At 49.7% G+C, this 22,851-nt stretch carries 19 protein-coding genes and 2 tRNA genes; 16 read left to right on the forward strand and 5 right to left on the reverse strand.

Translation table 11 applies throughout. From position 1 onward, the window contains the following. Positions 1 to 9 precede the first annotated feature (9 nt). From Q1A04_RS10995 to Q1A04_RS11010, 4 genes are all read left to right on the forward strand, one after another. Positions 10 to 519 carry a DUF4442 domain-containing protein gene (locus tag Q1A04_RS10995; protein ID WP_299705383.1) on the forward strand — a complete coding sequence of 170 codons (510 nt, stop codon included), beginning with the start codon at positions 10 to 12 and terminating at the stop codon, positions 517 to 519. Positions 520 to 584: 65 nt separating this feature from the next. After that, the gene (locus tag Q1A04_RS11000; RefSeq protein WP_299705385.1) at positions 585 to 1,409 is read left to right on the forward strand and encodes a Cof-type HAD-IIB family hydrolase; all 825 of its coding nucleotides are present in this window, start codon (positions 585 to 587) and stop codon (positions 1,407 to 1,409) included. A gap of 125 nt (positions 1,410 to 1,534) precedes the next feature. Then, positions 1,535 to 1,990: a DUF1801 domain-containing protein gene (locus Q1A04_RS11005; protein WP_299705388.1), complete on the forward strand. Its 456-nt coding sequence runs from the start codon at positions 1,535 to 1,537 to the stop codon at positions 1,988 to 1,990. A 73-nt stretch (positions 1,991 to 2,063) separates the two neighbouring features. Beyond that, on the forward strand, positions 2,064 to 3,302 hold the full coding sequence (locus tag Q1A04_RS11010) for a hypothetical protein (protein ID WP_299705391.1): 1,239 nt from the start codon (positions 2,064 to 2,066) through the stop codon (positions 3,300 to 3,302). A gap of 33 nt (positions 3,303 to 3,335) precedes the next feature. On the opposite strand, the gene Q1A04_RS11015 is transcribed toward Q1A04_RS11010, so the two are convergent. Further along, the gene (locus tag Q1A04_RS11015; RefSeq protein ID WP_366943859.1) at positions 3,336 to 3,707 is read right to left on the reverse strand and encodes a helix-turn-helix domain-containing protein; all 372 of its coding nucleotides are present in this window, start codon (positions 3,705 to 3,707) and stop codon (positions 3,336 to 3,338) included. Between the two features lie 115 nt (positions 3,708 to 3,822). Here Q1A04_RS11015 and Q1A04_RS11020 point away from each other — a divergent pair, with 115 nt between their 5' ends. The 9 genes from Q1A04_RS11020 to Q1A04_RS11060 all read left to right on the forward strand — a co-directional run bounded on the left by Q1A04_RS11020 (position 3,823) and on the right by Q1A04_RS11060 (position 13,221). Then, positions 3,823 to 4,476 carry an NAD(P)-binding domain-containing protein gene (locus Q1A04_RS11020; protein WP_299705394.1) on the forward strand — a complete coding sequence of 218 codons (654 nt, stop codon included), beginning with the start codon at positions 3,823 to 3,825 and terminating at the stop codon, positions 4,474 to 4,476. A 99-nt stretch (positions 4,477 to 4,575) separates the two neighbouring features. Continuing rightward, positions 4,576 to 5,163, forward strand: a complete 588-nt coding sequence (purN, locus tag Q1A04_RS11025; protein WP_299705397.1) for a phosphoribosylglycinamide formyltransferase — start codon at positions 4,576 to 4,578, stop codon at positions 5,161 to 5,163. A 52-nt stretch (positions 5,164 to 5,215) separates the two neighbouring features. Beyond that, positions 5,216 to 6,739, forward strand: coding sequence for a bifunctional phosphoribosylaminoimidazolecarboxamide formyltransferase/IMP cyclohydrolase (purH, locus tag Q1A04_RS11030; RefSeq protein WP_299705400.1), 1,524 nt, complete (start codon positions 5,216 to 5,218; stop codon positions 6,737 to 6,739). A gap of 337 nt (positions 6,740 to 7,076) precedes the next feature. Further along, positions 7,077 to 8,102: a rod shape-determining protein gene (locus tag Q1A04_RS11035; protein WP_007652384.1), complete on the forward strand. Its 1,026-nt coding sequence runs from the start codon at positions 7,077 to 7,079 to the stop codon at positions 8,100 to 8,102. A 9-nt stretch (positions 8,103 to 8,111) separates the two neighbouring features. Continuing rightward, the gene (gene mreC / locus Q1A04_RS11040; protein WP_299705408.1) at positions 8,112 to 8,975 is read left to right on the forward strand and encodes a rod shape-determining protein MreC; all 864 of its coding nucleotides are present in this window, start codon (positions 8,112 to 8,114) and stop codon (positions 8,973 to 8,975) included. Then, positions 8,968 to 9,492 (forward strand): hypothetical protein, encoded by a 525-nt coding sequence (locus tag Q1A04_RS11045; RefSeq protein ID WP_299705411.1) that lies wholly within the window; start codon positions 8,968 to 8,970, stop codon positions 9,490 to 9,492. Before mreC ends, Q1A04_RS11045 begins: the two co-directional genes overlap by 8 nt. Next, on the forward strand, positions 9,489 to 11,318 hold the full coding sequence (mrdA, locus tag Q1A04_RS11050; RefSeq protein ID WP_299705414.1) for a penicillin-binding protein 2: 1,830 nt from the start codon (positions 9,489 to 9,491) through the stop codon (positions 11,316 to 11,318). Before Q1A04_RS11045 ends, mrdA begins: the two co-directional genes overlap by 4 nt. Positions 11,319 to 11,321: 3 nt before the next feature. Further along, positions 11,322 to 12,647, forward strand: coding sequence for a rod shape-determining protein RodA (gene rodA, locus Q1A04_RS11055; RefSeq protein WP_299705417.1), 1,326 nt, complete (start codon positions 11,322 to 11,324; stop codon positions 12,645 to 12,647). Positions 12,648 to 12,936: 289 nt separating this feature from the next. Further along, positions 12,937 to 13,221, forward strand: coding sequence for a DUF4242 domain-containing protein (locus Q1A04_RS11060; RefSeq protein ID WP_299705419.1), 285 nt, complete (start codon positions 12,937 to 12,939; stop codon positions 13,219 to 13,221). Between the two features lie 143 nt (positions 13,222 to 13,364). Here Q1A04_RS11060 and Q1A04_RS11065 read toward each other — a convergent pair whose 3' ends face one another. The 4 genes from Q1A04_RS11065 to mutS all read right to left on the reverse strand — a co-directional run bounded on the left by Q1A04_RS11065 (position 13,365) and on the right by mutS (position 17,653). Beyond that, the gene (locus Q1A04_RS11065; protein ID WP_299705422.1) at positions 13,365 to 14,471 is read right to left on the reverse strand and encodes a hypothetical protein; all 1,107 of its coding nucleotides are present in this window, start codon (positions 14,469 to 14,471) and stop codon (positions 13,365 to 13,367) included. Between the two features lie 143 nt (positions 14,472 to 14,614). Next, positions 14,615 to 14,698 (reverse strand) — tRNA-Leu (locus Q1A04_RS11070). Positions 14,699 to 14,782: 84 nt separating this feature from the next. Beyond that, a tRNA-Gly gene (locus Q1A04_RS11075) sits at positions 14,783 to 14,855 on the reverse strand. Between the two features lie 167 nt (positions 14,856 to 15,022). Next, positions 15,023 to 17,653, reverse strand: a complete 2,631-nt coding sequence (mutS, locus tag Q1A04_RS11080) for a DNA mismatch repair protein MutS (RefSeq protein WP_299705425.1) — start codon at positions 17,651 to 17,653, stop codon at positions 15,023 to 15,025. Between the two features lie 693 nt (positions 17,654 to 18,346). On the opposite strand from mutS, the gene Q1A04_RS11085 reads away from it, so the two are divergent. The 3 genes from Q1A04_RS11085 (at position 18,347) to Q1A04_RS11095 (ending at position 22,807) form a co-directional block, all read left to right on the forward strand. Then, the gene (locus tag Q1A04_RS11085; protein ID WP_299705428.1) at positions 18,347 to 18,877 is read left to right on the forward strand and encodes an RNA methyltransferase; all 531 of its coding nucleotides are present in this window, start codon (positions 18,347 to 18,349) and stop codon (positions 18,875 to 18,877) included. A gap of 322 nt (positions 18,878 to 19,199) precedes the next feature. Further along, complete coding sequence (locus Q1A04_RS11090) at positions 19,200 to 21,665, forward strand: outer membrane beta-barrel family protein (protein WP_299705430.1); 2,466 nt, start codon at positions 19,200 to 19,202, stop codon at positions 21,663 to 21,665. 134 nt (positions 21,666 to 21,799) lie between these two features. Further along, positions 21,800 to 22,807, forward strand: a complete 1,008-nt coding sequence (locus Q1A04_RS11095; protein WP_299705433.1) for a membrane dipeptidase — start codon at positions 21,800 to 21,802, stop codon at positions 22,805 to 22,807. Positions 22,808 to 22,851 lie beyond the last annotated feature (44 nt).

The raw sequence follows: 22,851 nt of genomic DNA on the forward strand, positions 1-22,851 counted from the left end.
ACGATTGCTATGGCCGCCTCTGTCCTCTCCCCTCCCGACCTGTTCCGAAAACTTGCCACTTCCCCTAACAAGCTGCGCTTATTTATGCTGGCCAAGCTACCCATGGCCTACATGGCCGACCTGCGGGTACGCTCCATTTCAGAGGAACGGGCCGAGGTGACAATCCCCTACAAGTATCTCAACAAAAACCCCTTCGGATCCATCTACTTTGCCAGCCTAAGTATGGCCGCTGAGTTGTCTACAGGCTTGCTTTGCATGGCTCAGACCTATAAATCTGATCCGGCCGTATCGATGCTGGTGGTGCACATGGAGGGGGACTTCACCAAAAAAGCAGTGGGCAAGATCACCTTCACCTGTGAGGACGGGCCTACTATCAAGGCAGCAGCAGACCAGACCAAAGCCACCGGCACCGGTGTAACAGTGGTTGCCACCAGCATTGGCACGGACCAGAGCGGCGACAAAGTGGCGGAGTTCCGGTTTACGTGGTCGCTGAAGGCGAAGCAGCAGCCTAGCTCCTGATTTCATTAGCTTTTTGGAGGCTATACCTGTAACTTGCAGCTTTTTACCAGCTATCATACCCCTGCATGAAATTCCGAGCTATCTGCACCGATATAGACGGCACTTTGCTTAACAGCGACCGTCAGCTATCACAGCGCACTATTCAAACTATCAAGAGTTTAGACAAAGACATACCTGTTATACTGGCCTCATCGCGTATGCCAGCCGCCATGCGCCATCTGCAGCAGGAGCTCGACATAATGCATCATCCGCTTATCTGCTTCAACGGTGGCTACGTCATCTATTTCGAGGACGGTAAAACAGAGGCTTTGCCATTGGACTCGGTACAGATTCCCGCTACGGTTTGCCAAACCATACACGACTTTGCGCAAGGCACTGACCTGCATGTGAGTTTGTATGCACAAGACAACTGGTATGTGCCTGCATTCGATTTCTGGGCTGAACGTGAAAAGAACAATACCAAAGTAAACCCCGAGCAAGCTGAGCTGAAGCGCATACTTCAAAGCTGGCATCAGTCAGAAACAGGCGCGCATAAAGTTATGTGCATGGGTCCTGCCGATGAAATCGACGTCTTACAAAACGAACTGACAAGTAACTTTGCCGACCAAGTGCACGCCTATCGCTCGAAAGACACTTACCTCGAGATTGCTCCGCGCGCCATTTCCAAAGCCACCGCGCTGGAGTTGCTGCTGAACGATCGTTTTAACATTAGCATGCAGGAGGTAATGGCTTTCGGCGACAACTACAACGACATCGACATGCTACAGGCTGTGGGAATGGGTATAGCCGTAGGAAATGCCCGCGAAGAAGTAAAAGCAATAGCCAATGAGATTACACTCAAAAGTGTAGAAGATGGCGTAGCTGTTGCTATTGAAAAATACTGGTATTAAAACAGCATGGGTTATTGCTCCACTGCAAGACTACATTTTCAGAACGACATCAAACATCTCTCCAATAGCTAGGATACTAAGCCTGAGAATTAATTACTTTTGAAAGCTTGACTTTATTCATCCCTATGCAATCGACCGCCCCAACACCCGAGTTATACATAGCTGAACTGCCTGAAGAGCGCCAGCCAATCATGACTGCCTTGAGAGAAGTAATTCTCGAAAACCTGCCCGAAGGTTTTGAGGAAGTGATGGGTTATGGAATGATGGGCTACGCAGTGCCGCATACCTTATACCCGGCCGGATACCACTGCGACCCGAAACAGCCGCTGCCTTTTATGAGTATCGCCTCACAGAAGAACCACATTGTCATCTACCACATGGGCATGTATGCCAATGAAGATTTGCTGAATTGGTTTAAAGCCGAATACCCCAAGCACAGCAAAACCAAGCTGGATATGGGCAAAAGTTGTATTCGCTTTAAAAAGCCGGAGCACGTGCCGTTGGCGCTGATTGGCGAGTTGGCCTCGAAGCTGCCGCCGCAGGAGTGGATTGAGATTTATGAAAGCGTGATTAAAAAGTAAATACTGGTTTCCGGATAAGGATTAAATGAGAGAAGGTAACTTTTTAGAAAAGGCAGGATAGCAGATAAATCGAATGAAAGAACACCTAGTAGCACTAATTATAAGTTTAGCATTTACTTTATTTTCCCTTTACATACACGTCATGCCATCATCCAATAGCATGATCAATTTAAAGACTTCAAACCTAAGTGAAGAAAAACCTTTTATCTCCAATGATTATTTAACAGTTGCTATAACCTATCATAAAGAACATCCTGCTTTTGCAAAACGCCCTCTAACCACTTATCTCGTTGAAAAGCTTAGCAATTATTCGTCACTTAACTTAGGCACATCTTTTACTGTCATTAACTTCTTCTTTCTCTTTCTATGCGGGATGGTTATTTACTACTGCTCCATCTTAATAGGGAATAATAAAATAGAGGCACAGTGGAGCATTGCTCTATTTTATCTTAATTTTAGTGTACTATTCGCATTTTTCCCGCCTATATACAGTTATGACGAACCTCTATACTACTTTCTGATTTTTCTAAGTCTAATTTCACTGCTCCATGGCCGCTGGATATTATATGTTCTTTTTTTCAGCCTCGGTCTAATTACCCGGGAAAGTGGTTTAATCCTTTTACCAAGTTTTGCTATCCTATCTTTAAGCTATCAAAAGCCTGCTTCCTTCTACCTGAAAAGGTTATTTTTTTTAAGCGTCCCCATAATCATCTATGCAGCTTTCCTGTATATCTTTATTTCTAAAAATAACATTGAGGAAGCTTCCAAGCAGGACTTCTTAGATCGTTTTTCTCACTTCTTCGGGAATTTCCGCGACTTAAAATTCACTGTAGAGTCAATTGCCTCTTTCATATTAGCTATTGGCTTGCAATCCTATTTACTGTATTGCTATGCCAGCAGAAAATTACTTTCAACTACTGAAAAGAGGTATATAACAGCATTTATTTTGGCATTAATCATTAACACCTTAGTTGTTATTTTAACCACTCAGGCAAGAGAAACGCGACTATTCGCATTGCCACTGGTATTTTTGTCTCCTCTTTTGGGGAAATACCTTATAAGAGAATATAAATTTATCCGAAATAAACTATTGAGGGCTCCAAAAAACGAATTATTGCGAAGCTTGTTGTTATTGGCAGTTTTAATAAGCCTAAGTCTAATTATAACCAACTCCTTTTATTTTCAGACAATTGGGAGCCCAGCCGAAAATTTATTTGATGAATACATAGCGGTTGCTGCCTCACTTTTTTTTTCACATTTTGTCTTCAGATTTGTGTTAAAACCAAATGACGCTGTCGCAGTGATGGATTAAGATTTATACCTCTCAGATCAAGCGATAAACCCCTTACTTAACTTCCCTCAACTGGCCTCTGGTCTCCCCTTGGCTTCTGCCCCACTTCGCGATAGCGTCCAGCACAGGTTCCAGCGTTTTACCGAATTCTGTCAGGGAGTATTCTACCCGCAAAGGCACTTCCGGATATACCTCTCTTTTTACCAAGCCATCCTCTTCCAATGCCTTCAGCTGGATACTCAGCATTTTCTCGGTGATATCCGGAATTTGCTTTTTCAGTTCGCCGAAGCGGAGCGTCTTGTTTTTCAGGTACCACAGCACTACCGTTTTCCATTTGCCACCGATGTAATCCATCGTCACGTCCATGGCGCAATGGTAGGTCTTTTCGCCTATTTCAAACACATATTCCCTGTCCTGTATAATCATCTCACTAAAAACTAAAATAAATCCATACTGTCAGGTTTGACAGTTATTGCAAAGATAAACAACTATACATAAGTTTGCTACTGTAAATTATATAGTGACTAAAAAACAGCAACTTATGAAGAATATAGCAGTTCTAGGAACGGGCATGGTGGGCAATACCATCGGCACCAAACTCATCAAATTGGGGTATAACGTCATGATGGGCAGCCGAAGCGCGACCAACGAAAAAGCGCTAGCTTGGGTTGAGGCCAATGGTGCAAATGCCTCCGCAGGTACTTTTGAAGACGCTGCCAGGTTCGGCGAACTCATCTTTAACTGCACGAAAGGAGAAGCCGCGCTGGAAGTTTTTAAGATGGCAGATATAGAAAACTTCAAAGGCAAAACCATTATCGACATCAGCAATCCGCTGGATTTCTCAAAAGGAATGCCACCCTCGCTTATACCGGAACTTTCAAACACCAACTCACTAGGTGAAAAAATCCAGAAGCTGTTACCGGAAGCGAATGTGGTCAAAACCCTCAACATCGTGAACTGTGAGGTGATGGTGGATGCAAAGAAAAGCGGTGGCGACCCAACCATGTTTATGAGCGGTAATAGCGCTGAGGCCAAAGAAGAGGTAAAAGGTATGCTGCAGCAGTTCGGCTGGACAGACATCATCGACTTGGGTGATATTACCACAGCGCGTGGCACGGAGATGATGCTGCCGATCTGGATCAGGACTTGGATGGCGACAGGCAATGGTTATTTTGCTTTTAAGATAGTCCGATAGGTTTCTCGCCATAGGTATAATCCGCAATTTTAAACTGTAACGGTGCTGGCTTCTACGGCCAAACCCGCTATATTTGCAGCTTCATTACAAAGCCTTACTTTGGAACGAGCAGCTAAAAAGAATATAGTCATTTTTGCTTCGGGTTCGGGCAGCAACGCACAGCGCCTGATGGAGTACTTCGAGCACCACCCAGACATTCGTGTGGCCGCCCTGTTTGCCAACAACCCGAAAGCGTATGCCCTCAAAAGAGCCGAGACCTTCCACGTCCCGGCTTTTTTATTTTCCCGCGACGAGTTCTACAACACGGAGAAGGTACTGGAGCAAGTTCAGTCTTTCGAACCTCATCTGATCGTGCTGGCTGGTTTCTTGTGGCTGGTACCGCAGAACTTCCTGCAGGCTTTCCCGGACCGCATTATCAACATTCACCCTGCCCTGCTGCCCCAATACGGTGGCAAAGGCATGCACGGACTCAATGTACACACGGCGGTCGTATCGGCTGGCGACAAGGAGTCAGGTATAACGATCCACCGCGTGAACGAGGAGTACGATAAAGGTGAGTTTGTGCTGCAAGAGCGCTGCCCCGTGCACCCCGAGGATACGCCTGAGGATCTAGCTGCCCGTGTGTTGCAACTCGAGCACAAATACCTACCCGAGGTGGTCGAGAAACTGGTGCTGCAACTGCCATAAGCCCAGCATCATTAGCACATTAAAAAATTAGCACATTATATAGCCCATACCTATGCAATCTGTCAAAATCAAATCCGCACTTATCTCGGTTTACTACAAAGACCGCCTCGAGCCACTCGTAGAGCTCCTGAAGCAGCACAACGTGACCATCTACTCTACTGGTGGCACACAAGCCTTCATGGAAGAGCAGGGCGCTGAAGTAGTAGCCGTAGAAGACCTGACTGCTTATCCGTCTATTTTCGGTGGCCGCGTAAAGACCCTGCACCCGAAAGTGTTCGGTGGCATTCTGCACCGCCGTGCCAACGAGAGCGATCTGGCCGAGCGTGAGCAGTACGAGATCCCCCCGATCGACTTGGTAGTGGTAGACTTATACCCATTCGAGGAGACGGTGGCATCAGGCGCATCAGAAGCGGATGTGATCGAGAAAATTGACATTGGCGGTATTTCGCTGATCAGAGCGGCAGCCAAGAATTTTCAAGACGTGTTGATCGTGTCTTCGCGCGAGCAATACGACGAGGTGGTAGACTTGCTGAAAGAAAAAGACGGTGCTACTGAATTAACAGACCGCAAGCGTTTCGCAGCCAAGGCGTTCGATATTTCTTCCAACTACGATACGCATATCTTCAACTACCTGAGCAAAGAGCAGGACATCAACGTGTTCAAACAGAGCGTTCGTGAGGCTACTCCATTGCGCTACGGTGAGAACCCGCACCAGCAAGGCACTTTCTATGGCAAACTGGAGGACCTGTTTGAGCAACTGAACGGCAAGCAGCTTTCTTATAACAACCTCGTGGACGTGGACGCTGCCGTGGCACTGGGCGCTGAGTTCGAGGAGCCGGCCGTAGCTATCCTCAAGCATACCAACGCCTGCGGTTGCGCTACGGGTGAGAGCATTAAAGAAGCTTACCTGTCTGCCCTATCCACAGACCCAGTTTCGGCCTTTGGTGGTGTGATCATCGCCAACCGTACCATCGATATGGGTGCTGCTGAGGAGTTGAACAAGCTGTTCTTCGAGGTACTGATCGCTCCTAATTTTGATGCTGACGCACTGGAGCTACTGCGCACCAAGAAAAACCGCATCCTACTCAAGCAGAAGCCAGTGGAGCTGCCAGCCAAGCAATTCAAGACACTCCTAAACGGCGTGATTGAGCAGGACAAAGACCTAAAGACAGAGTCAGAAGCCGATTTCAAAACCGCCACCAAGCGTGAGCCATCTGCCGAAGAGAAAAAGGCGCTGGTATTTGCGGCCAAGGTTTGCAAGCACACGAAGTCCAACACCATCGTGCTGGCCACCGACAAAATGATGATCTCGAGCGGTGTGGGCCAAACCTCCCGTGTAGACGCGCTGCGTCAGGCCATTGAGAAAGCCAAGAGCTTTGGCTTCGACATCAGTAACACGGTGATGGCCTCCGACGCCTTCTTCCCGTTCCCGGATTGTGTGGAGATCGCGGACCAAGCAGGTATAAAAGCGGTGGTACAGCCCGGCGGTTCTATCAAAGACCAAGACTCAATTGATTACTGCGACGCCCACAGCATGGCGATGGTAATGACTGGTGTGCGCCACTTCAAGCACTAAGGTATAGCATACTGAGTACCTAAAGCCCCACCCCAATCAGGTGGGGCTTTTTCATAGGTATACCTAATGTTATTTAAACGTACTCTGGCACTTAACTTTCGTCAAAAACAAATTTTCGATAAAAACTTCATCCAATTTTGTACTGATAAAAGCGTTATCAGGGGCAGTACATAGAAATTGTATGTAAAATGGCTTAGAAAAAAATTAAAACTTCTGCCTCTTCTTCATCAGCATTATTAATTCCGCTGAAAATCACTAATTTTGCCGCTAGTTTTCGACAAGAAATATTGTATATTAAACATATAACGAGGCAGCCGCACGCCTTTATAAAATAAGAATGGGACTATTTAACTTTCTTACCAGCGATATTGCCATTGATTTGGGTACCGCCAATACTCTGATCATCCATAACGATAAGATTGTGGTGGACGAGCCATCCATCATCGCCGTGGATCGCACCACGGGCCGCGTACTTGCCATTGGCCGCAACGCCATGCAAATGCATGAAAAAACCCACGAGAACATCAAGACCATTCGTCCGCTGAAAGACGGTGTGATTGCCGACTTCCACGCCGCTGAGGAGATGATCCGTGGTATGATCAAGATGATCGACACGGGCCGCCGCTTGTTCCAGCCTTCGCACCGCATGGTAATCTGTATACCTTCAGGTATAACGGAAGTGGAAAAACGTGCCGTACGTGACTCGGCCCAGCACGCCGGAGCCAAAGAGGTATGGATGATCCAAGAGCCAATGGCCGCTGCGATAGGTATAGGTATAGACGTAGAGCAGCCGATCGGTTCTATGATCGTGGACATCGGGGGTGGTACTACTGAGATTGCCGTTGTGGCTCTATCCGGTATCGTGTGCGACCAGTCTATCCGCATTGCCGGTGACGTGTTCACCAAAGATATTCTGGACTACATGCGCCGCCAGCACAACCTGCTGATTGGTGAGCGTTCCGCTGAGAAAATCAAGATCGAAGTTGGGTCGGCTCTGACTGAATTGGAGAACCCACCAGCTGACTACGAGATTCGTGGCCGCGACCTGATGACAGGTATACCGAAGGTAATCAAAGTAACCTATCAGGAGATCGCGATTGCGCTGGACAAGTCAGTGTCCAAGATCGAGGAAGCGGTACTGAAGGCGCTGGAGATCGCGCCGCCGGAGCTGTCTGCCGACATCTACGACAACGGTATCCACCTGACAGGCGGTGGCGCCTTGCTGCGTGGTTTCGACAAGCGTCTGGCTGCCAAAACCAAACTGCCAATCCACATTGCCGAAGATCCGCTTAGAGCGGTGGTACGCGGCACGGGCGCGGCTATCAAAAACTTAGAAGGTTTTAAGAACGTCCTGCTGACCTAAAAGTACCGCATGCGGAATCTATTTGCCTTTATTTACCGGTTCCGTGCGTTCCTTATATTCGTGCTGCTGGAGGCGCTCTGCATTTTCCTGATCGTGCGCTACAACACGTATCAGGGAGCTGCCATGTTCAACTCCGCTAACACCTATGTAGGGCAGGTACTTGAGTTTCAGAGTGGTGTAACCGACTACTTCAGGCTGGCGTCTGTGAACAGTACGCTAGCCCGGGAGAATGCTGCCCTACGCCAAGAGTTAATGCTCTATAGGGAAGAGGCCGAGGCCGACAGCACCGCACAGCTCGACACGACGCTTTATGCCCCTACTGACACCTTAAAAGCACAGCCTTTTATTCTGCATGCCGGTCGGGTGATCAACAATTCGGTACGCCGCACCAATAATTACCTGACATTGGCGGCCGGTAGTCAGGATGGCGTGAAACCGGGTATGGGCGTGATTTCTCCTAACGGGGCCGTCGGACGCGTAAAAACGGTATCGAAGAAATACGCTACCGTTACCTCACTGCTGCACTCCCAAATGCTGATCTCAGCCAAGATCAAAAAGAATAACACCTTCGGAACCATCAAGTGGACTGGCGGAGATTACCGCACGGCCCTGCTTGACTATATTCCGCTGCACGTAAAGCCGGAGATAGGCGACACCATTGTAACAAGTGGCTATAACACCGTATTTCCGGAGGGAATCAATGTGGGCACGATCAGCAAAGTGGACCGGGAGGCGGACAAGAGCTTCTATACCATCCGGGTGCAACTGGCCGTTGATTTTGCGCAGCTTTCTTATGTGTATGTGGTGGAGAACCCCCTGAGAGTGGAGCGGGACTCTTTAGAACTGGAAGCAGGTATACAACCCAATGAATAGTAGCTTAGGTTTAAGACATATCGTACAGTTTGTCGTGTTTGTGGCCTTGCAAATACTGCTGATGGACAGCCTTGTGCTTTTTGGCACCGGCTTCAGCTTTATTTACATCGCTTTCCTGCTTTTCCTGCCAATCGACATGAACAGAGTGCTGTTGCTCTTTCTGGGCTTTGTAGCCGGTTTTGCTGTCGATATTTTTTACGACACCATGGGCATTCACGCGGCGGCAAGCGTGTTGCTGGCCTATTTAAGGCCTTTCATTTTGAACCTTCTCACACCCCGAGATGGTTACGATACCAATGATTCGGTTAACATACACATCATGGGCTGGCGCTGGTTTCTGGCCTATGCCCTCACACTGATTTTGGTGCACCATACGGCTGTTTTCCTTCTGGAGATTTTCAGCTTGGAAGGACTGTCGGCGGCAGTTCCAAAGATTCTGTTGAGTGTGCTGTTCACCGGGGTTGTTATGGTTATCCTACAATTACTGTTCTTCTCCCTTAAGAGAGCGAATAGATGAATTATCTCGAAAACAGAAAGTACGTCATACAAGCAATCTTCTTGGCCGTGGGAGTGGTCTACGCGCTGCGCCTGTTTTACATCCAAGTGGTGGACAGCAGCTACAAGCAGGCCGCTGAGACCAATGCTATCAAGACGGTTATCCAATATCCTTTCCGGGGCCTGATCTATGATCGTAACGGCGATTTGCTGGTGCAGAATACGCCCGTGTATGACCTCATGATCGTGCCCAAAGAGGCCCGCAACATCGACACGCTGCGACTGGCCCAGATGCTTGATATTCCGTTGGAGGACGCCCGCGAACGCTTCAAGAAAGCCCGCGCCTATTCTTGGGTCAAGCCCTCTATCTTTCAGCAGATGTTGAGCACGCAGGATTTTGCCCACATTCAGGACAACCTGATCGATTTCCCCGGCTTCTACATTAATGCCCGGACGGCCCGCGGCTATCCGCACCAGAGTCTGGGGCATGCGCTGGGCTACATCGCCGAAATCAGCCCGAAACAGTTGGAGGATACCTCGTACCAAGGCTATCGTCCCGGTGACTACATCGGCAAAGCAGGTATAGAGATGGCCTACGAAAAGTACCTGATGGGCAAACGTGGTGTCAAGTATAAGATGGTAAACGTGCGCGGGATCGATAAAGGCTCGTTTAAGGACGGTGCTTACGATACACTTTCCATAGCCGGCCAGAACATGGTGAGCACCATCGATCTGGACCTACAGGCATACGGCGAGCACCTGATGAACGGTGCCAAAGGCAGTGTTGTAGCTATAGAGCCAAAGACAGGCGAGATTCTGGCTTACATTTCGGCGCCATTCTACGACCCAAACCTGTTCACCGGCAAAGACTACGGCAAGAACTACATGGAACTGTTGCAAGACCCGGACAAGACCATGTTCAACCGCCCGATCATGGCCGACCAAAACCCGCCGGGCTCCATCTTTAAACTCACACAGGCACTCATCGCGCTGGAGGAAGGCGTGATCAATCCGCGCACAACCTACGCCTGCAACAAGTCGCTGGTGAACTGCCACCCGCACCCCTCGCCGCTTGATCTGTATGGTGCGGTACAGCACTCCTGCAACCCGTGGTTCTTCCAAGCCTACAAGGCGCTGATCAACCAAGGCAAGTCGAAGAATACGTTTACCGACACCTCGCTGGGCCTGAAAGACTGGCGCGAACATGTGCTAACCTTTGGTTTCGGCAAGAAACTGGGGATAGACATATCAGGTGAGAAATCAGGTATTATCGCCTCAACCGACCTGTATGACCGGGTGTATGGTAAGAACCGCTGGAAGTACTCTACGATCTACTCACTCAGCATCGGGCAGGGCGAACTGGGCGTAACGCCGCTGCAGATGGCGAACTTTATGGCCATCATCGCTAACAAAGGCTACTATGTGACCCCGCACCTCATCCGCTCGATTGGCGATGACGGCAAGCCTTTGGCAGAAAACTACGAGCGCCACTATACCTCTGTAAAACCTCATCACTACGAGCCCATCATAGAAGGCATGGCCGAAGTAGTACGCGCTGGTACGGCCCGCCGTGCCAATCTAGAGAAAGTAGGTATAGTCGTTTGCGGCAAGACGGGAACGGCCCAAAATCCGCAGGGCCCTGACCACGCCGTATTTGTGGCTTTCGCACCGAAAGATGACCCGAAGATCGCCATTGCCGTCTATGTAGAACATGGCAAGTGGGGCGGCCAATCGGCAGCGCCTATCGCCGGTCTGATGATCGAGAAGTACCTGACCGACACGGTGACCATGAAGCTACAGGAGAAATGGGTGTTGAGCCGCGAGTATTTGAACATTAAATCGAAGTAAGGTATGCCAGCAACAGGACATCGTGTGATAGGAGGAAAGATCGTGCAGCCAAGCAGCCGCCGTCAGTCAACCAGCGTGTTCGGGAACTTGGACTGGTTTACCGTGCTCATCTACTTTGTACTGGTGGCTTTGGGCTGGATGAACATCTACGCCGTGGTTTACAGCCCCGACAATGTGGTCAACATCTTCAGTTTCGACATCAACTCAGGCAAACAGCTAGTGTGGATAGGCACCGGCGTAATTCTAATGATCGTCCTCTTGGTTGTTGACAACAAGGTATACGAACACCTCGCCTACCCCATTTACGGCGCTATAATCCTGCTGCTGCTCTTTACCTTAGCCGTGGCAAACCCGGTAGCGGGCTCCCGCTCTTGGCTAGATCTGGGAGGCGGTATACGCCTGCAACCAGCTGAGCTCGCGAAGTTTGCCACCGCATTGGCTATCTCTAAATTTCTGAGCAATGTGAGCCTTCGTCAGCAGAAGATGAAGGACCAGATGATCTTGGCGGCCATTACCTTTTTGCCGGCTGTTATCATCATTCTGCAAAACGAAACGGGTTCAGCCCTCGTATTTGGCGCCTTTATTCTAGCCTTCTTCCGCGAAGGCATGTCGCCGCTTATCCTCATAATCGGCGGTTCTGCTGCTGCTATTTTCATCCTGACGCTACTAGTGCCCAAGCTATACCTGCTGATCGGCATTGCCGCGCTCATGGGCCTCGCCATGTTCTTGGACTACCGCCTCATGCGCCGTTTTAAGACCATGATTGCGCTATTTGTACTAGTGGTGGGCATGGTGTTCAGTGTGGACTACTTTGTGAACGATATCCTGCAGCCGCACCAACAAAACCGCATCAAGGCGCTCATCAACCCGGAGGCTGATCCACTGGGCTATGGCTGGAACGTAACCCAGTCGAAGATCGCCATTGGCTCGGGTGGTTTCTGGGGTAAGGGCTTCTTGGAGGGTACACAGACTAAATTCGACTTCGTACCGGAGCAAAGTACCGACTTTATCTTCTGCACCATCGGGGAGGAGCATGGCTGGGTCGGCAGCACCATTCTGATCGCGCTGTTCCTGCTACTCATGATGCGCATCGTCTTTTTGGCAGAGCGCCAAAAGTCCGTTTTTGGCCGCACCTATGGCTACTGTGTAGTCTCGGTCATCTTCTTCCATTTCGTCATCAACGTTGGCATGACCATCGGTTTAGCACCGGTGGTAGGTATTCCCCTGCCTTTCTTTAGCTACGGCGGTTCCTCGCTGTGGTCCTTTACGATCCTGCTATTCATTCTGCTGGCCATTGACGCGAACAGGAATAGAGAATTGGTAAGGTAAGGTACAGTCCACATTATTCATTGCAATTCATTTGTAATCAGCAAGCCCTTGCAGAAGCATCTATCCTTCTGCAAGGGCTTGCTGATTTATCGCGTTTACAAATTCAACGGACCAGATATTCCAATGAAGTTATCTGGGTTATCCTCGAGCGCTTATACCCACAACAGCTTGGCCCGGAAAAACAGGCCGTCCACTAAGTTGCTGTTGTCAGACTTCACCTTTGAAAACACAAAACGTTAGCATCAAATAGTGAAGCAAAAACTAACAGCCACCTTAAAAACAAAATAAAATGCCTAAGTATGTAATTGAAAGAGAGGTTCCGGGCGCCGGCAGCTTGTCACAGGAACAGCTGCAAGCCATCTCACAGACTTCCTGTGGCGTACTGGATAACATGGGCCCCAAAATACAATGGGTACACAGTTACGTGACGGATGACAAGATCTATTGCGTTTACAATGCACCGAACGAGGAAATGGTGCGGGAGCACGCAAAGCAAGGCGGTTTTCCGGCAAACTCTGTAAAAAGAGTACATGCCATGATAGATCCGGTCTCTGCAGAGCAACCCGTTTCGTAAGCCCAGATGTGAATTTAAAACCAGACGGGATAGCAGCTAAACGCTGTTACCTATGTAAAAGCTGAAATGCATAGACATGCTGGCTGAGCGCCAGTAATAGGTATGGCTTTGTCTCATCTGCCCAACACAGCTTAACGATTTCTTCAGGAGCTATACCTGACCTTCGAAGTGTAGGTAGGCTTCGTAATGGTCTGTCCGGTTTTAGGGTTGATGAAGTGTACCTTCCCCTGCCGCAGTAGCCGCTCATATGCCAGCTTATAGTTCTCTAGGATATAATGTGTGCCGATGCTGTGCTTTTCATACACCTGCTGCAAGGCCATGTTATTGTACATACTAGCTTTTTGCAAAAGTTCCTGCACTAAATTGGAAATGGAATATTTGTAGTGCTCATGAAAAAGTGAAGTTTGCTGCATTTTGAGGTTTGCCCCAAACAAGGGCACCCCATCCTCTTGCACATCGCTATACGCCTGCATCAACTCTTTCAGCCTAAGGTGAGCAATTGCCGACTTAGTTGCTGATACAAGATAGTAACTTGATTGGGCCTTGTCCGAATGATTCACCCTAAACCTAAAAACATGGCACCCTTTCTCTTTGAGAAGACTATCAAAGTTGTCTAACAGAAACTCTTCTCTCCTATCTGTATTTTTCGTTTTTTTTTGAAATTCCTTAATTTGGGTAAGGCGATCTCCAAAATGCTCAGACAAGGGACTATCCGGCTTTGCTTTTTTCAGGGCAATTCTCATGTCTTCCAAAGGAAAGAACATGAACAAATCGGCTTGCTCATCCATAGCGGCACGAAACAACATTTCCAGTGAACAGGAATCTTTAAAAGGGTTGAGAAAGCCGACTAAATGAGGGCCAGCCTCTAACAATTCCTGCAAGAGCGCTTCATCATGCAGTACAACAGGTGGGTGTTGCAACTCCTGAAGAAAAGGATGTTGCTTTATACGTTCCTGCAATTCGGCTAAGGCAGACTTGTCCGCATCATATAAAACCACCTGCGTTCCCTGATTTAAATCAAGCCGGCTATTTGTGCTGCTGTATACCTGCCGCAGCCATTGTACGGTAGCGAGAGTTGGTTCATGGCCGTCCATGCCTGCTAGCAAATCCAAGCAAAGCACAGGTGCTGTAGCTTTTGATTCGAGTAACAAACTGGTTACAAAAATCTCAAAAACACGTGGCAGCAACTCCAATTTTATCTCCGAAGCTGTTCGTTCAGTTTTAAAGAAGTTGTTGGTTGCTGTGGTCATGTATGGCGGTATTACGGGGTAACGCGTGCCTTAGCTTTACGTATGGGCACTTTTTTGTTGCTCGTTTGTTACTTAGGCAAAACAAACCCAATAAAAAAGCCCTTGCAACTTCCGTTACAAGGGCTTTTCTACAGTTTATTCAGTACCAGGAGCGGGAATCGAACCCGCACGAGCTTGCGCTCACAAGATTTTAAGTCTTGCGTGTCTACCAGTTCCACCATCCCGGCGCCTTCCGAAACGTTTTCCGGAGGGGTGACTTTAAAAAACAAAGACGTTGCTTACACAACGTCTTCATCAATTTGCCTTTTTTGAGCGGGAGACGAGGTTCGAACTCGCGACCTCGACCTTGGCAAGGTCGCGCTCTACCAACTGAGCTACTCCCGCTTTAAGTCATTCCCTAAACCCCCTTAGCGATTTAGTGATACAAAGATATAGACAAAATTTCAGAAGTCAAGAGACAGGGCTAAAATTTTCCATCACTTTTTCTTTTTGCACTGATTTTCAGCGAGAAAATTTTCAGAAAATCTTCGTCCTATACCCCACTATACCTTCTAGCGTACCACTTCGCCTTTATCTTTTAACAACAATTTGAGCTCGTTGAGTTTCAAAAGTGCCTCTACAGGGGTAATGGTGTTAATATCGAGTTGCTCCATGAGCTCCTTCACACGCTGCAGCTGCGGATCCTGTAGCTCGAACATGCTCAGCTGGTAGTTGTTCTTGGGAGCCGACTTCATCCGCTGCTTCGGTGCATGCTCCGATACCTTCTCTTTCTCGAGGTGGTGCATGATCTCGTCGGCGCGCAGCACCACACTGTTTGGCATACCGGCCATTTGGGCCACATGTATACCGAAGCTGTGCTCGCTACCGCCCTCTACTAGTTTGCGCATAAACAGGATCTTGCCCCCCGCCTCTTTCACCGACACGTTGAAGTTTTTCACACGCGGAAAGTCCTCGGCCAATTGGTTGAGCTCGTGGTAATGCGTAGCAAAAAGCGTTTTGGACCGGAACTTCGGGTGGTTGTGCAGGTGCTCCACAATGGCCCATGCTATGGAAATGCCGTCGTAGGTACTCGTACCGCGGCCAATTTCGTCCATCAGCACTAGGCTGCGGTCCGAGAGGTTGTTGAGAATGCTTGCCGTCTCTGTCATCTCCACCATAAAGGTCGATTCGCCCTTCGAGAGATTATCCGAAGCGCCCACGCGGGTAAAGATCTTATCGATGATGCCGATATTGGCAGCTTCGGCCGGCACAAAGCAACCGATCTGCGCCATCAGCACGATCAGGGCCGTTTGGCGTAGCAAAGCACTCTTACCGGCCATGTTCGGACCTGTGATGATGATCACCTGCTGCTCTTCGTTGTCGAGGTAGATGTCATTGGGCACGTACTCCTCCCCCAGCGGCAGTTGCTTTTCGATAACCGGGTGGCGGCCTTTCTTGATGTCGAGTACATGACTGTCGCTCACCTCTGGCTTCACATAGTTTCCAGCCACAGCTATACCTGCAAAAGCACTCAGACAGTCAATCACGGCGATGACTTTAGCGTTTTGCTGTATCTGCCCCACGTAGTCCATGGCTTGCAACACTAATTCGTTGAACAGGCTGAACTCAATGGTATAGATGCGCTCCTCCGCATTCAGTATCTTCTCTTCGTAGGTCTTCAACTCCTCGGTGATGTAGCGCTCGGCGTTTACCAGTGTCTGTTTGCGAATCCAGCTGGCCGGCACCTTGTCTTTGTGGGCGTGTGTAACCTCGAGGTAGTAGCCAAACACCTTGTTATAGGCGATTTTCAGAGAGCTAATACCCGTATTCTTTACCTCTCGTTGTTGCAATTGGGCCAGATAGTCTTTACCCGAAAAAGCGATCTGCCGTAGTTCGTCCAGTTCCTCGTTCACGCCGTCGTTGATCATGTTGCCCTGATTGGTGAGCATCGGAGCATCCGGCTTCAGGATGTTCTTGATCTCTTCACGCAGCCCATCGCATGGGGCCAACTGATCAGCCAATTTCACAAGAGCAGGTATACCGCTGGCGGCCAGCATTTTCTTGATCGGCTGGATCGCGTCTAGTGCTTTGGCCAGCTGCATCATCTCCCGCGGGTTCACACGGCGCACGGCTACTTTGGAGATAAGTCGCTCGAGGTCGTTGATTTGCTTCAGGTGCAGATATAGCTCATCGAGCAACTCGCTGTGCTTGGTCAGGGCCTCTACCGTGTCTAGGCGACGCTTGATTTGCACCACATCCTTCAGTGGTAGCACCACCCATTTTTTGAGCAAACGGGCACCCATTGGCGTGGTGGTCTGGTCGAGTATTTGGATCAATGGCACGCCATCCTGATTTTGTGGATATACCAGCTCGAGATTGCGCACGGTGAAGCGATCGAGCCATACGTACTTGTCCTCCTCCAGTCGGGAGATGGTGGCAATGTGGCTGATCTCGTTGTGGTGCGTTTCGGAGAGGTAATGCAGAATCGCACCTGCTGACGTAATCGACTCCTGCATCCCTTCTATACCAAAGCCTTTGAGTGAGGTCGTATTAAAATGCCGTGTCAGCGACTCGTAAGCAAAGTCGTAACTGAACACCCATTCTTCGAGGGCATAGTAACGGAAGTCGGGACCATAGCTCTGAAAGAAAGTCTCTTTCTCACGCTTGCAAAACAGCACTTCCGCAGGCGCAAGACTTTGCAGCAATTTGCCCACGTAGTTCTTGTCACCCTGCGCCGTGATGAATTCGCCTGTGGAGATATCCAGAAAAGAAACCCCAGCCTCGGTTTTGCCGAAATGTATGGCTGCCAAGTAGTTGTTGCTGCGCCGCTCGAGCACTTGGTCATTGAAAGACACGCCAGGTGTTACTAGCTCGGTCACACCACGCTTTACGATGCCTTTCACCGATTTCGGATCTTCGAGCTGGTCACAAATGGCGACACGCTCCCCGGCACGCACCAGTTTAGGCAAGTAGGTATCGAGGGAGTGGTGTGGAAAACCGGCCAGCGCCGTCTCAGAGCTTGAGCCAGCACCACGCTTGGTCAGCACGATGTCCAGTATCTTGCTCGCCCTCACGGCGTCTTCGCCGAAGGTTTCGTAAAAGTCCCCTACCCTGAATAGCAACAGCGCTCCCGGATGTTTCGCCTTAATGGCATTGTACTGTTTCATCAGTGGGGTTACTGTGCCGTTGTCTCCTCCTTTCATACCTGTATATTTTTGGTGGGATATGATCCCGGTTAATCTTTATTGTAATGATATTACCATGGCGCGAGCGTCCACGCTCGTGACTACTATTGTGGGGCCTCTGGCCCCCTTGGGTTTATACCGCAAGTTTAGCGGAAGCGTAACTTGTGGTTATACTAAGGCCAGTTTGCAACTGGCGTAGTGGCGGCTATAGTGTTTGGCAACTACGCTTGTTTTATAGCTTGGCTTGGCCAGCCGGGCTTCACTTTTTTCCTTGATGAAAAAAGTAAGCAAAAAAATCAAGACGATTTTAAACTCGCTGACCGCTCTTGATAGGGGGCCCCTTCCCCCAACACAAAATCGTCGTTGGTGCACCGGGCACAGCTACATGCTTTGTAGGCTCAGTTAGAGTTACTTGACAATGCGTGCAAGTGGTATGTATGGTCTGCGCTACAGGGCTTATACCTATGCAGTGGCAACTATGATTCCCCGCCTAAGACAAGGCGGGGTTAAGGGCGGTTGGACCCAGCATTGCAAAATAATTGTATCAGCTACGGAGCTTTAGACAGAGCAATGACGGAAAGTCCCCTCCTCGGAGGGGCAGGGGTGGGTTAATCGTGCACAAGAATCCTTAAATTCCCAAAATCCTGTAAATCCTGATTCAGACAGCCCTTTCTTTGTACCTTTGCCCCAACACCTATCACCAACATCCCAATGCGCAAACTTTCCATGGACGACCTCAACCGCGACTCGGTTGAAGAATTCAAAAATAAGAAAAAAATACCGTTAGTCTTGGTGCTCGACAATGTGCGCAGCCTCAATAATGTGGGCTCTGTTTTCCGCACAGCCGACTCCTTTATGGTGGAGAAGGTATACCTCTGCGGCATCACCGGCACACCGCCGCACCGCGACATCGAGAAAACGGCCCTTGGTGCTACTGAGTCAGTAGACTGGGAGCATGTACCAGATACACTCGAACTGGTGAAGCAGCTGAGAGCGCAGGGATATAAGGTCGGTTCGGTGGAACAGGCCGAGAATAGCCTTAAACTAAACGAGTTTATACCTGAAGCGAATCAGCATTATGCCTTGGTGCTCGGCAATGAGGTGTTTGGCGTGGAACAGGAAGTCATCAACCACTCTGATTTCGTGCTCGAGATTCCGCAGTATGGCACCAAGCACTCGCTTAACATCTCAGTAGCAACAGGCGTGGTCGTGTGGGATTTCCTGAGTAAAAGTATGTCCTAAATGAGAGGTCTGAAGTACTAAATATACTTGAAGGGGAGCTGATGAACAGTTCCCTTTTCTATTTCATAAAAACCTTCTTGTCCCGATAGTTTCCGCCCCAGAATCTCATTCGTCCCGACACTTTTTCAAAATAATCCACTTCCCTTTTAAACCTTTACGCTCACTGCCTGTCCTACCTTTGGCTAAATTGTTGAAGCCGGGGCGAACTGTGACTTTCCCAGATGGAAGAAACGGCTCCCCCCGGCACAATTTTTCATCGCTCTAATCTGCCGCTTCTCACCCTGAAGCAATTCAGCGCTTTTATCTCTCCGTATATAAAATTATGAGAACTCGTACTTTACTATTTCTAATTCTATTCCTTTTCTCCCTCTCCAGTTCTATTTCAAGCGTTCAGGCACAGGACCAGCCTGCACAAGCTACCACCACCCGCGGTAAGGTTTCCGGCACCGTGCAAGACGCCGACGCTAAAACACCTCTTGGCTTTGCCAACGTTGTTTTGCTCACCGCCCGCGACTCCAGTCTCGTAACCGGCGCCACCTCCGATATGGATGGCAAGTTTGAGCTCGACCGCGTTCCGCAGGGGCAATTTATTTTGCGCATTTCTTCGGTAGGCTATCCAACCCGATTTATACCTAATATCAGAGTGACAGACACTGACAGCAACATCCGCTTGGGTACTATACCTGTCAAAGGCGGTGCCACGCAACTGAAAGAGGTACAGATTGTGACTGAAAGGCCCATGATGGAGTTTGAGCTCGACAAGAAGGTGGTGAACATGGAACAGAACATTGCGGCACAGGGCGGCAGCGTGGCCGATGCCATGCAAAACGTGCCTGCTGTGGATGTGGACATCGACGGTAACGTGAGTTTGCGGGGCAGCTCTAATGTGACCATACTCGTAGACGGCAAGCGTACGGCGCTGTCTAACCTCACCCTCGACCAGATTCCCGCCAGCATGATCGAGAGCGTGGAGCTGATCACTAACCCTTCCTCCAAGTATGACCCAGAGGGTACATCGGGTGTGATCAACCTGATCCTAAAGAAAAACATGAAGCCCGGCTTTAATGGTACGGCCACCGTGAACATCGGTACTTACGAGAACTACAACAGCTCGCTCAACCTGAACTACCGTCACTATAAATGGAACTTCAACGGCGGTTACGATTTCCGCAGAAGCTACCGTCCGGGTGTTCGCAACTCTTTCCTGACCAATATCGAGGAGGGTACATTCCGGAAGGATATCGGTCGCAATCACCGCACCGACATTTCGCACAACTTCCGCTTCGGGGCAGACTATTACCTGAACCCGAAGAACACGCTTTCCGCTTCCATGCTTTACCGCACCGGCGACGAGCGGGGTTTTAACAGCATCCTCAACCGCAACTTGGATAGCGATATGGACCTCACCGGACTTAACCTGCGCGAAACACGCGGCACTGAAGACGATGGCGTGATGGACTACAACCTTGGCTACCGCCGCACCTACGACCAGAAAGGACGCGAGTGGAGCGCCGATCTGATCTATACCGAGCGCTTCAGTGATGAAGTGGATAATATCATGCAGCTCCGCACACTTGATAAAGGGGTACCAGTAAACCGCATGAACCAACAGCGTGTTACATCTGATGACGTTACCCGCCGCATTGTGGCACAGTCAGATTACGTGCACCCTATCAGCGAAGACAGCCAATTTGAGGGAGGCTTCCGCAGCAGCTTTCAGTTGCTCGACAATGACAACAAGTTTTTCAACTTAAACCCCGAGACCAATCAGTGGTTGATTAATGACACCATTACCAACCACTTTGTATATGACGAACAGGTACACGCTCTTTATGGCAACTACAGCAACAAAATAGGCACTGTGAGTTTTCAGGCGGGTTTGCGTGCTGAACAGACCTTTACCAAATCGGACCAACGCGCACAGGAGAGCCCCCCTTTCCGCAACGATTACTTCAGCCTTTTCCCGAGTGTGTTTGTGACCAAGGACTTCTCGCCCGACAGCAAAGTGCAGTTCAGCTACAGTCGCCGCATTAACCGCCCACGCGCTTGGTCTCTTAACCCCTTCATTGACTACTCCGACACGCTCAACATCCGTTTTGGTAACCCGGAGCTGTTACCGGAGTTTATCAACTCCTATGAGCTGGGCTACCTCAAGTACTGGGATAACTCTTCGTTCAACACCACGGTATTCTACCGCCGCACCAACGACCAGATTCAGCGTTTCCGCACCTTCGACGCGGCCTCTGGTGTAACCTCAACCACTTTCCTAAACCTTGCCAGCGGTTCGTCATATGGCGTGGAGCTGGTGGGCACCTACAATCCGTTTAAGTGGTGGCGCCTTAATGCCAGCGTGTCGGGCTTTAGAGTGGAGCTAAACGATGCCGGTGGCGATACCGAGCTCAGCAACGACCAGTGGACTTGGAACTCCAAGCTCAACTCAAACATGACAGTCTGGAAAGACCTTGCCATACAGGTATCGGCGAATTACCGCGCCCCGATGGCTAATATACAAGGGCAGATGCAGGAGATGTACGCCGTAGACCTTGGCCTGAAAAAGGAAGTGCTTAATAAAAGAGGCACCATTACGTTTCGGGTATCTGACATCTTTGATACAAGGGAGTTCAACTTTGAGAGCTTCGGTCCGGGGTTTGAACAAACGCACAACAACAAGCGCCAGACGCGCATCGCCTTCATCGGCTTCACGTACCGCCTCAACAGCGAAGACAGCGAGCGCGAGCGTCGCCAACGCGAAGAGCAAGGTGGCGGCGATGATGGTTTTGATTACTAAGTACTCATCATGTACAAATACAAGCCGGGGAGTAATCTCCGGCTTTTTTTATACCTGCACCGCTCGGGTTGGGAACCGCTATACCTTATCCCACGCTTCTCCGTATCTTAGACCGAACCAAAAACTACTTCAACATGACCGCTCCTGCCCGCCTGCCTATCATAGACCTGCACTGCGACCTCTTGGTATACCTGTCAGACGTACCCGGTTCGGCCATCGACAATGTGGCCGAGATTGGTTGTTCGCTGCCCGCGCTCACACAGGGCAACGTCAGGCTGCAGACGATGGCTATTTACTGCGCCACCGCGCCGGGCAGCACCAAATACGCCCATTTGCAGGCCGAAATTTTCCATAAACTGGCCACTGACGAGCGCAGCTGCTTAACAGCGGTAAAGGATGTCGAGTCTCTACACAATGCTCTGAGCGGCAAGGGCGATATTGGCATGATCGCCTCCATCGAAAACGCCTCTGGCTTTTGCGAGGAGGACGAGCCGTTGGAAGACGGCTTTAAGAAACTCGAGAAGATCATCGAAGCGGTAGAGCGGCTTTTGTACATTAGCTTCACGCATCACTTAGGCAACCGTTTCGGGGGTGGCAACTCGACGGACCAAGGCATTACCCGCGACGGCAAAATGCTACTCGACTACATGCACGGCCGCCGCATCGCCGTAGACCTTTCCCACACCAGCGACGCCCTTGCCTTCGACATCCTCGAGCACATCGACCGCGAGAGGCTGGATATCCCCATCATAGCCAGTCATTCTAATTTCAGACCGGTATGGGAGCATAACCGCAACCTGCCTGACGAACTGGTGCAGGAAATCATTCGCCGAAAGGGACTGATCGGCATGAACTTTCTACGCGCCTTCGTGAACACGGGCGAACCGGACGCACTCTTGCAGCACATCCGCTACGGCTTCGAGAAAGGCGCAGAAGATGCCATCTGTTTCGGAGCAGATTACTTCTATACCTCCGACTTCCCCGACCCGACCCGAGTGCCTTTTTACTTCCCTGAGCACGAACAGGCCGGCACCAGCTACACCTATTTGCTGGAGCGCCTTCTAGAGCACCTAACGCCGCAACAGCTTGAGAAACTTGCCTACCGAAACGTACAGCATTTTATAGAGCGGATTTGGGCTTAACCACTGCTCTCATAGCACTGATTTTACAGCTCCTCGCAATGCTT

This window comes from uncultured Pontibacter sp., assembly GCF_947499215.1.
In the GTDB taxonomy this organism is placed as follows: Bacteria; Bacteroidota; Bacteroidia; order Cytophagales; family Hymenobacteraceae; genus Pontibacter.

Bases quoted from the DNA above. Each gene is read 5' to 3' on its own strand.
- Q1A04_RS11095 (WP_299705433.1), top strand. From the start codon at position 21,800: ATGACCGCTCCTGCCCGCCTGCCTATCATAGACCTGCACTGCGACCTC.
- Q1A04_RS10995 (WP_299705383.1), top strand. From the start codon at position 10: ATGGCCGCCTCTGTCCTCTCCCCTCCCGACCTGTTCCGAAAACTTGCC.
- Q1A04_RS11045 (WP_299705411.1), top strand. From the start codon at position 8,968: ATGAATAGTAGCTTAGGTTTAAGACATATCGTACAGTTTGTCGTGTTT.
- Q1A04_RS11015 (WP_366943859.1), bottom strand. From the start codon at position 3,707: ATGATTATACAGGACAGGGAATATGTGTTTGAAATAGGCGAAAAGACC.
- Q1A04_RS11000 (WP_299705385.1), top strand. From the start codon at position 585: ATGAAATTCCGAGCTATCTGCACCGATATAGACGGCACTTTGCTTAAC.
- Q1A04_RS11090 (WP_299705430.1), top strand. From the start codon at position 19,200: ATGAGAACTCGTACTTTACTATTTCTAATTCTATTCCTTTTCTCCCTC.
- rodA (WP_299705417.1), top strand. From the start codon at position 11,322: ATGCCAGCAACAGGACATCGTGTGATAGGAGGAAAGATCGTGCAGCCA.
- Q1A04_RS11010 (WP_299705391.1), top strand. From the start codon at position 2,064: ATGAAAGAACACCTAGTAGCACTAATTATAAGTTTAGCATTTACTTTA.
- Q1A04_RS11035 (WP_007652384.1), top strand. From the start codon at position 7,077: ATGGGACTATTTAACTTTCTTACCAGCGATATTGCCATTGATTTGGGT.
- mreC (WP_299705408.1), top strand. From the start codon at position 8,112: ATGCGGAATCTATTTGCCTTTATTTACCGGTTCCGTGCGTTCCTTATA.
- mrdA (WP_299705414.1), top strand. From the start codon at position 9,489: ATGAATTATCTCGAAAACAGAAAGTACGTCATACAAGCAATCTTCTTG.
- Q1A04_RS11020 (WP_299705394.1), top strand. From the start codon at position 3,823: ATGAAGAATATAGCAGTTCTAGGAACGGGCATGGTGGGCAATACCATC.
- Q1A04_RS11065 (WP_299705422.1), bottom strand. From the start codon at position 14,471: ATGACCACAGCAACCAACAACTTCTTTAAAACTGAACGAACAGCTTCG.
- mutS (WP_299705425.1), bottom strand. From the start codon at position 17,653: ATGAAAGGAGGAGACAACGGCACAGTAACCCCACTGATGAAACAGTAC.
- purH (WP_299705400.1), top strand. From the start codon at position 5,216: ATGCAATCTGTCAAAATCAAATCCGCACTTATCTCGGTTTACTACAAA.
- Q1A04_RS11085 (WP_299705428.1), top strand. From the start codon at position 18,347: ATGCGCAAACTTTCCATGGACGACCTCAACCGCGACTCGGTTGAAGAA.
- Q1A04_RS11060 (WP_299705419.1), top strand. From the start codon at position 12,937: ATGCCTAAGTATGTAATTGAAAGAGAGGTTCCGGGCGCCGGCAGCTTG.
- Q1A04_RS11005 (WP_299705388.1), top strand. From the start codon at position 1,535: ATGCAATCGACCGCCCCAACACCCGAGTTATACATAGCTGAACTGCCT.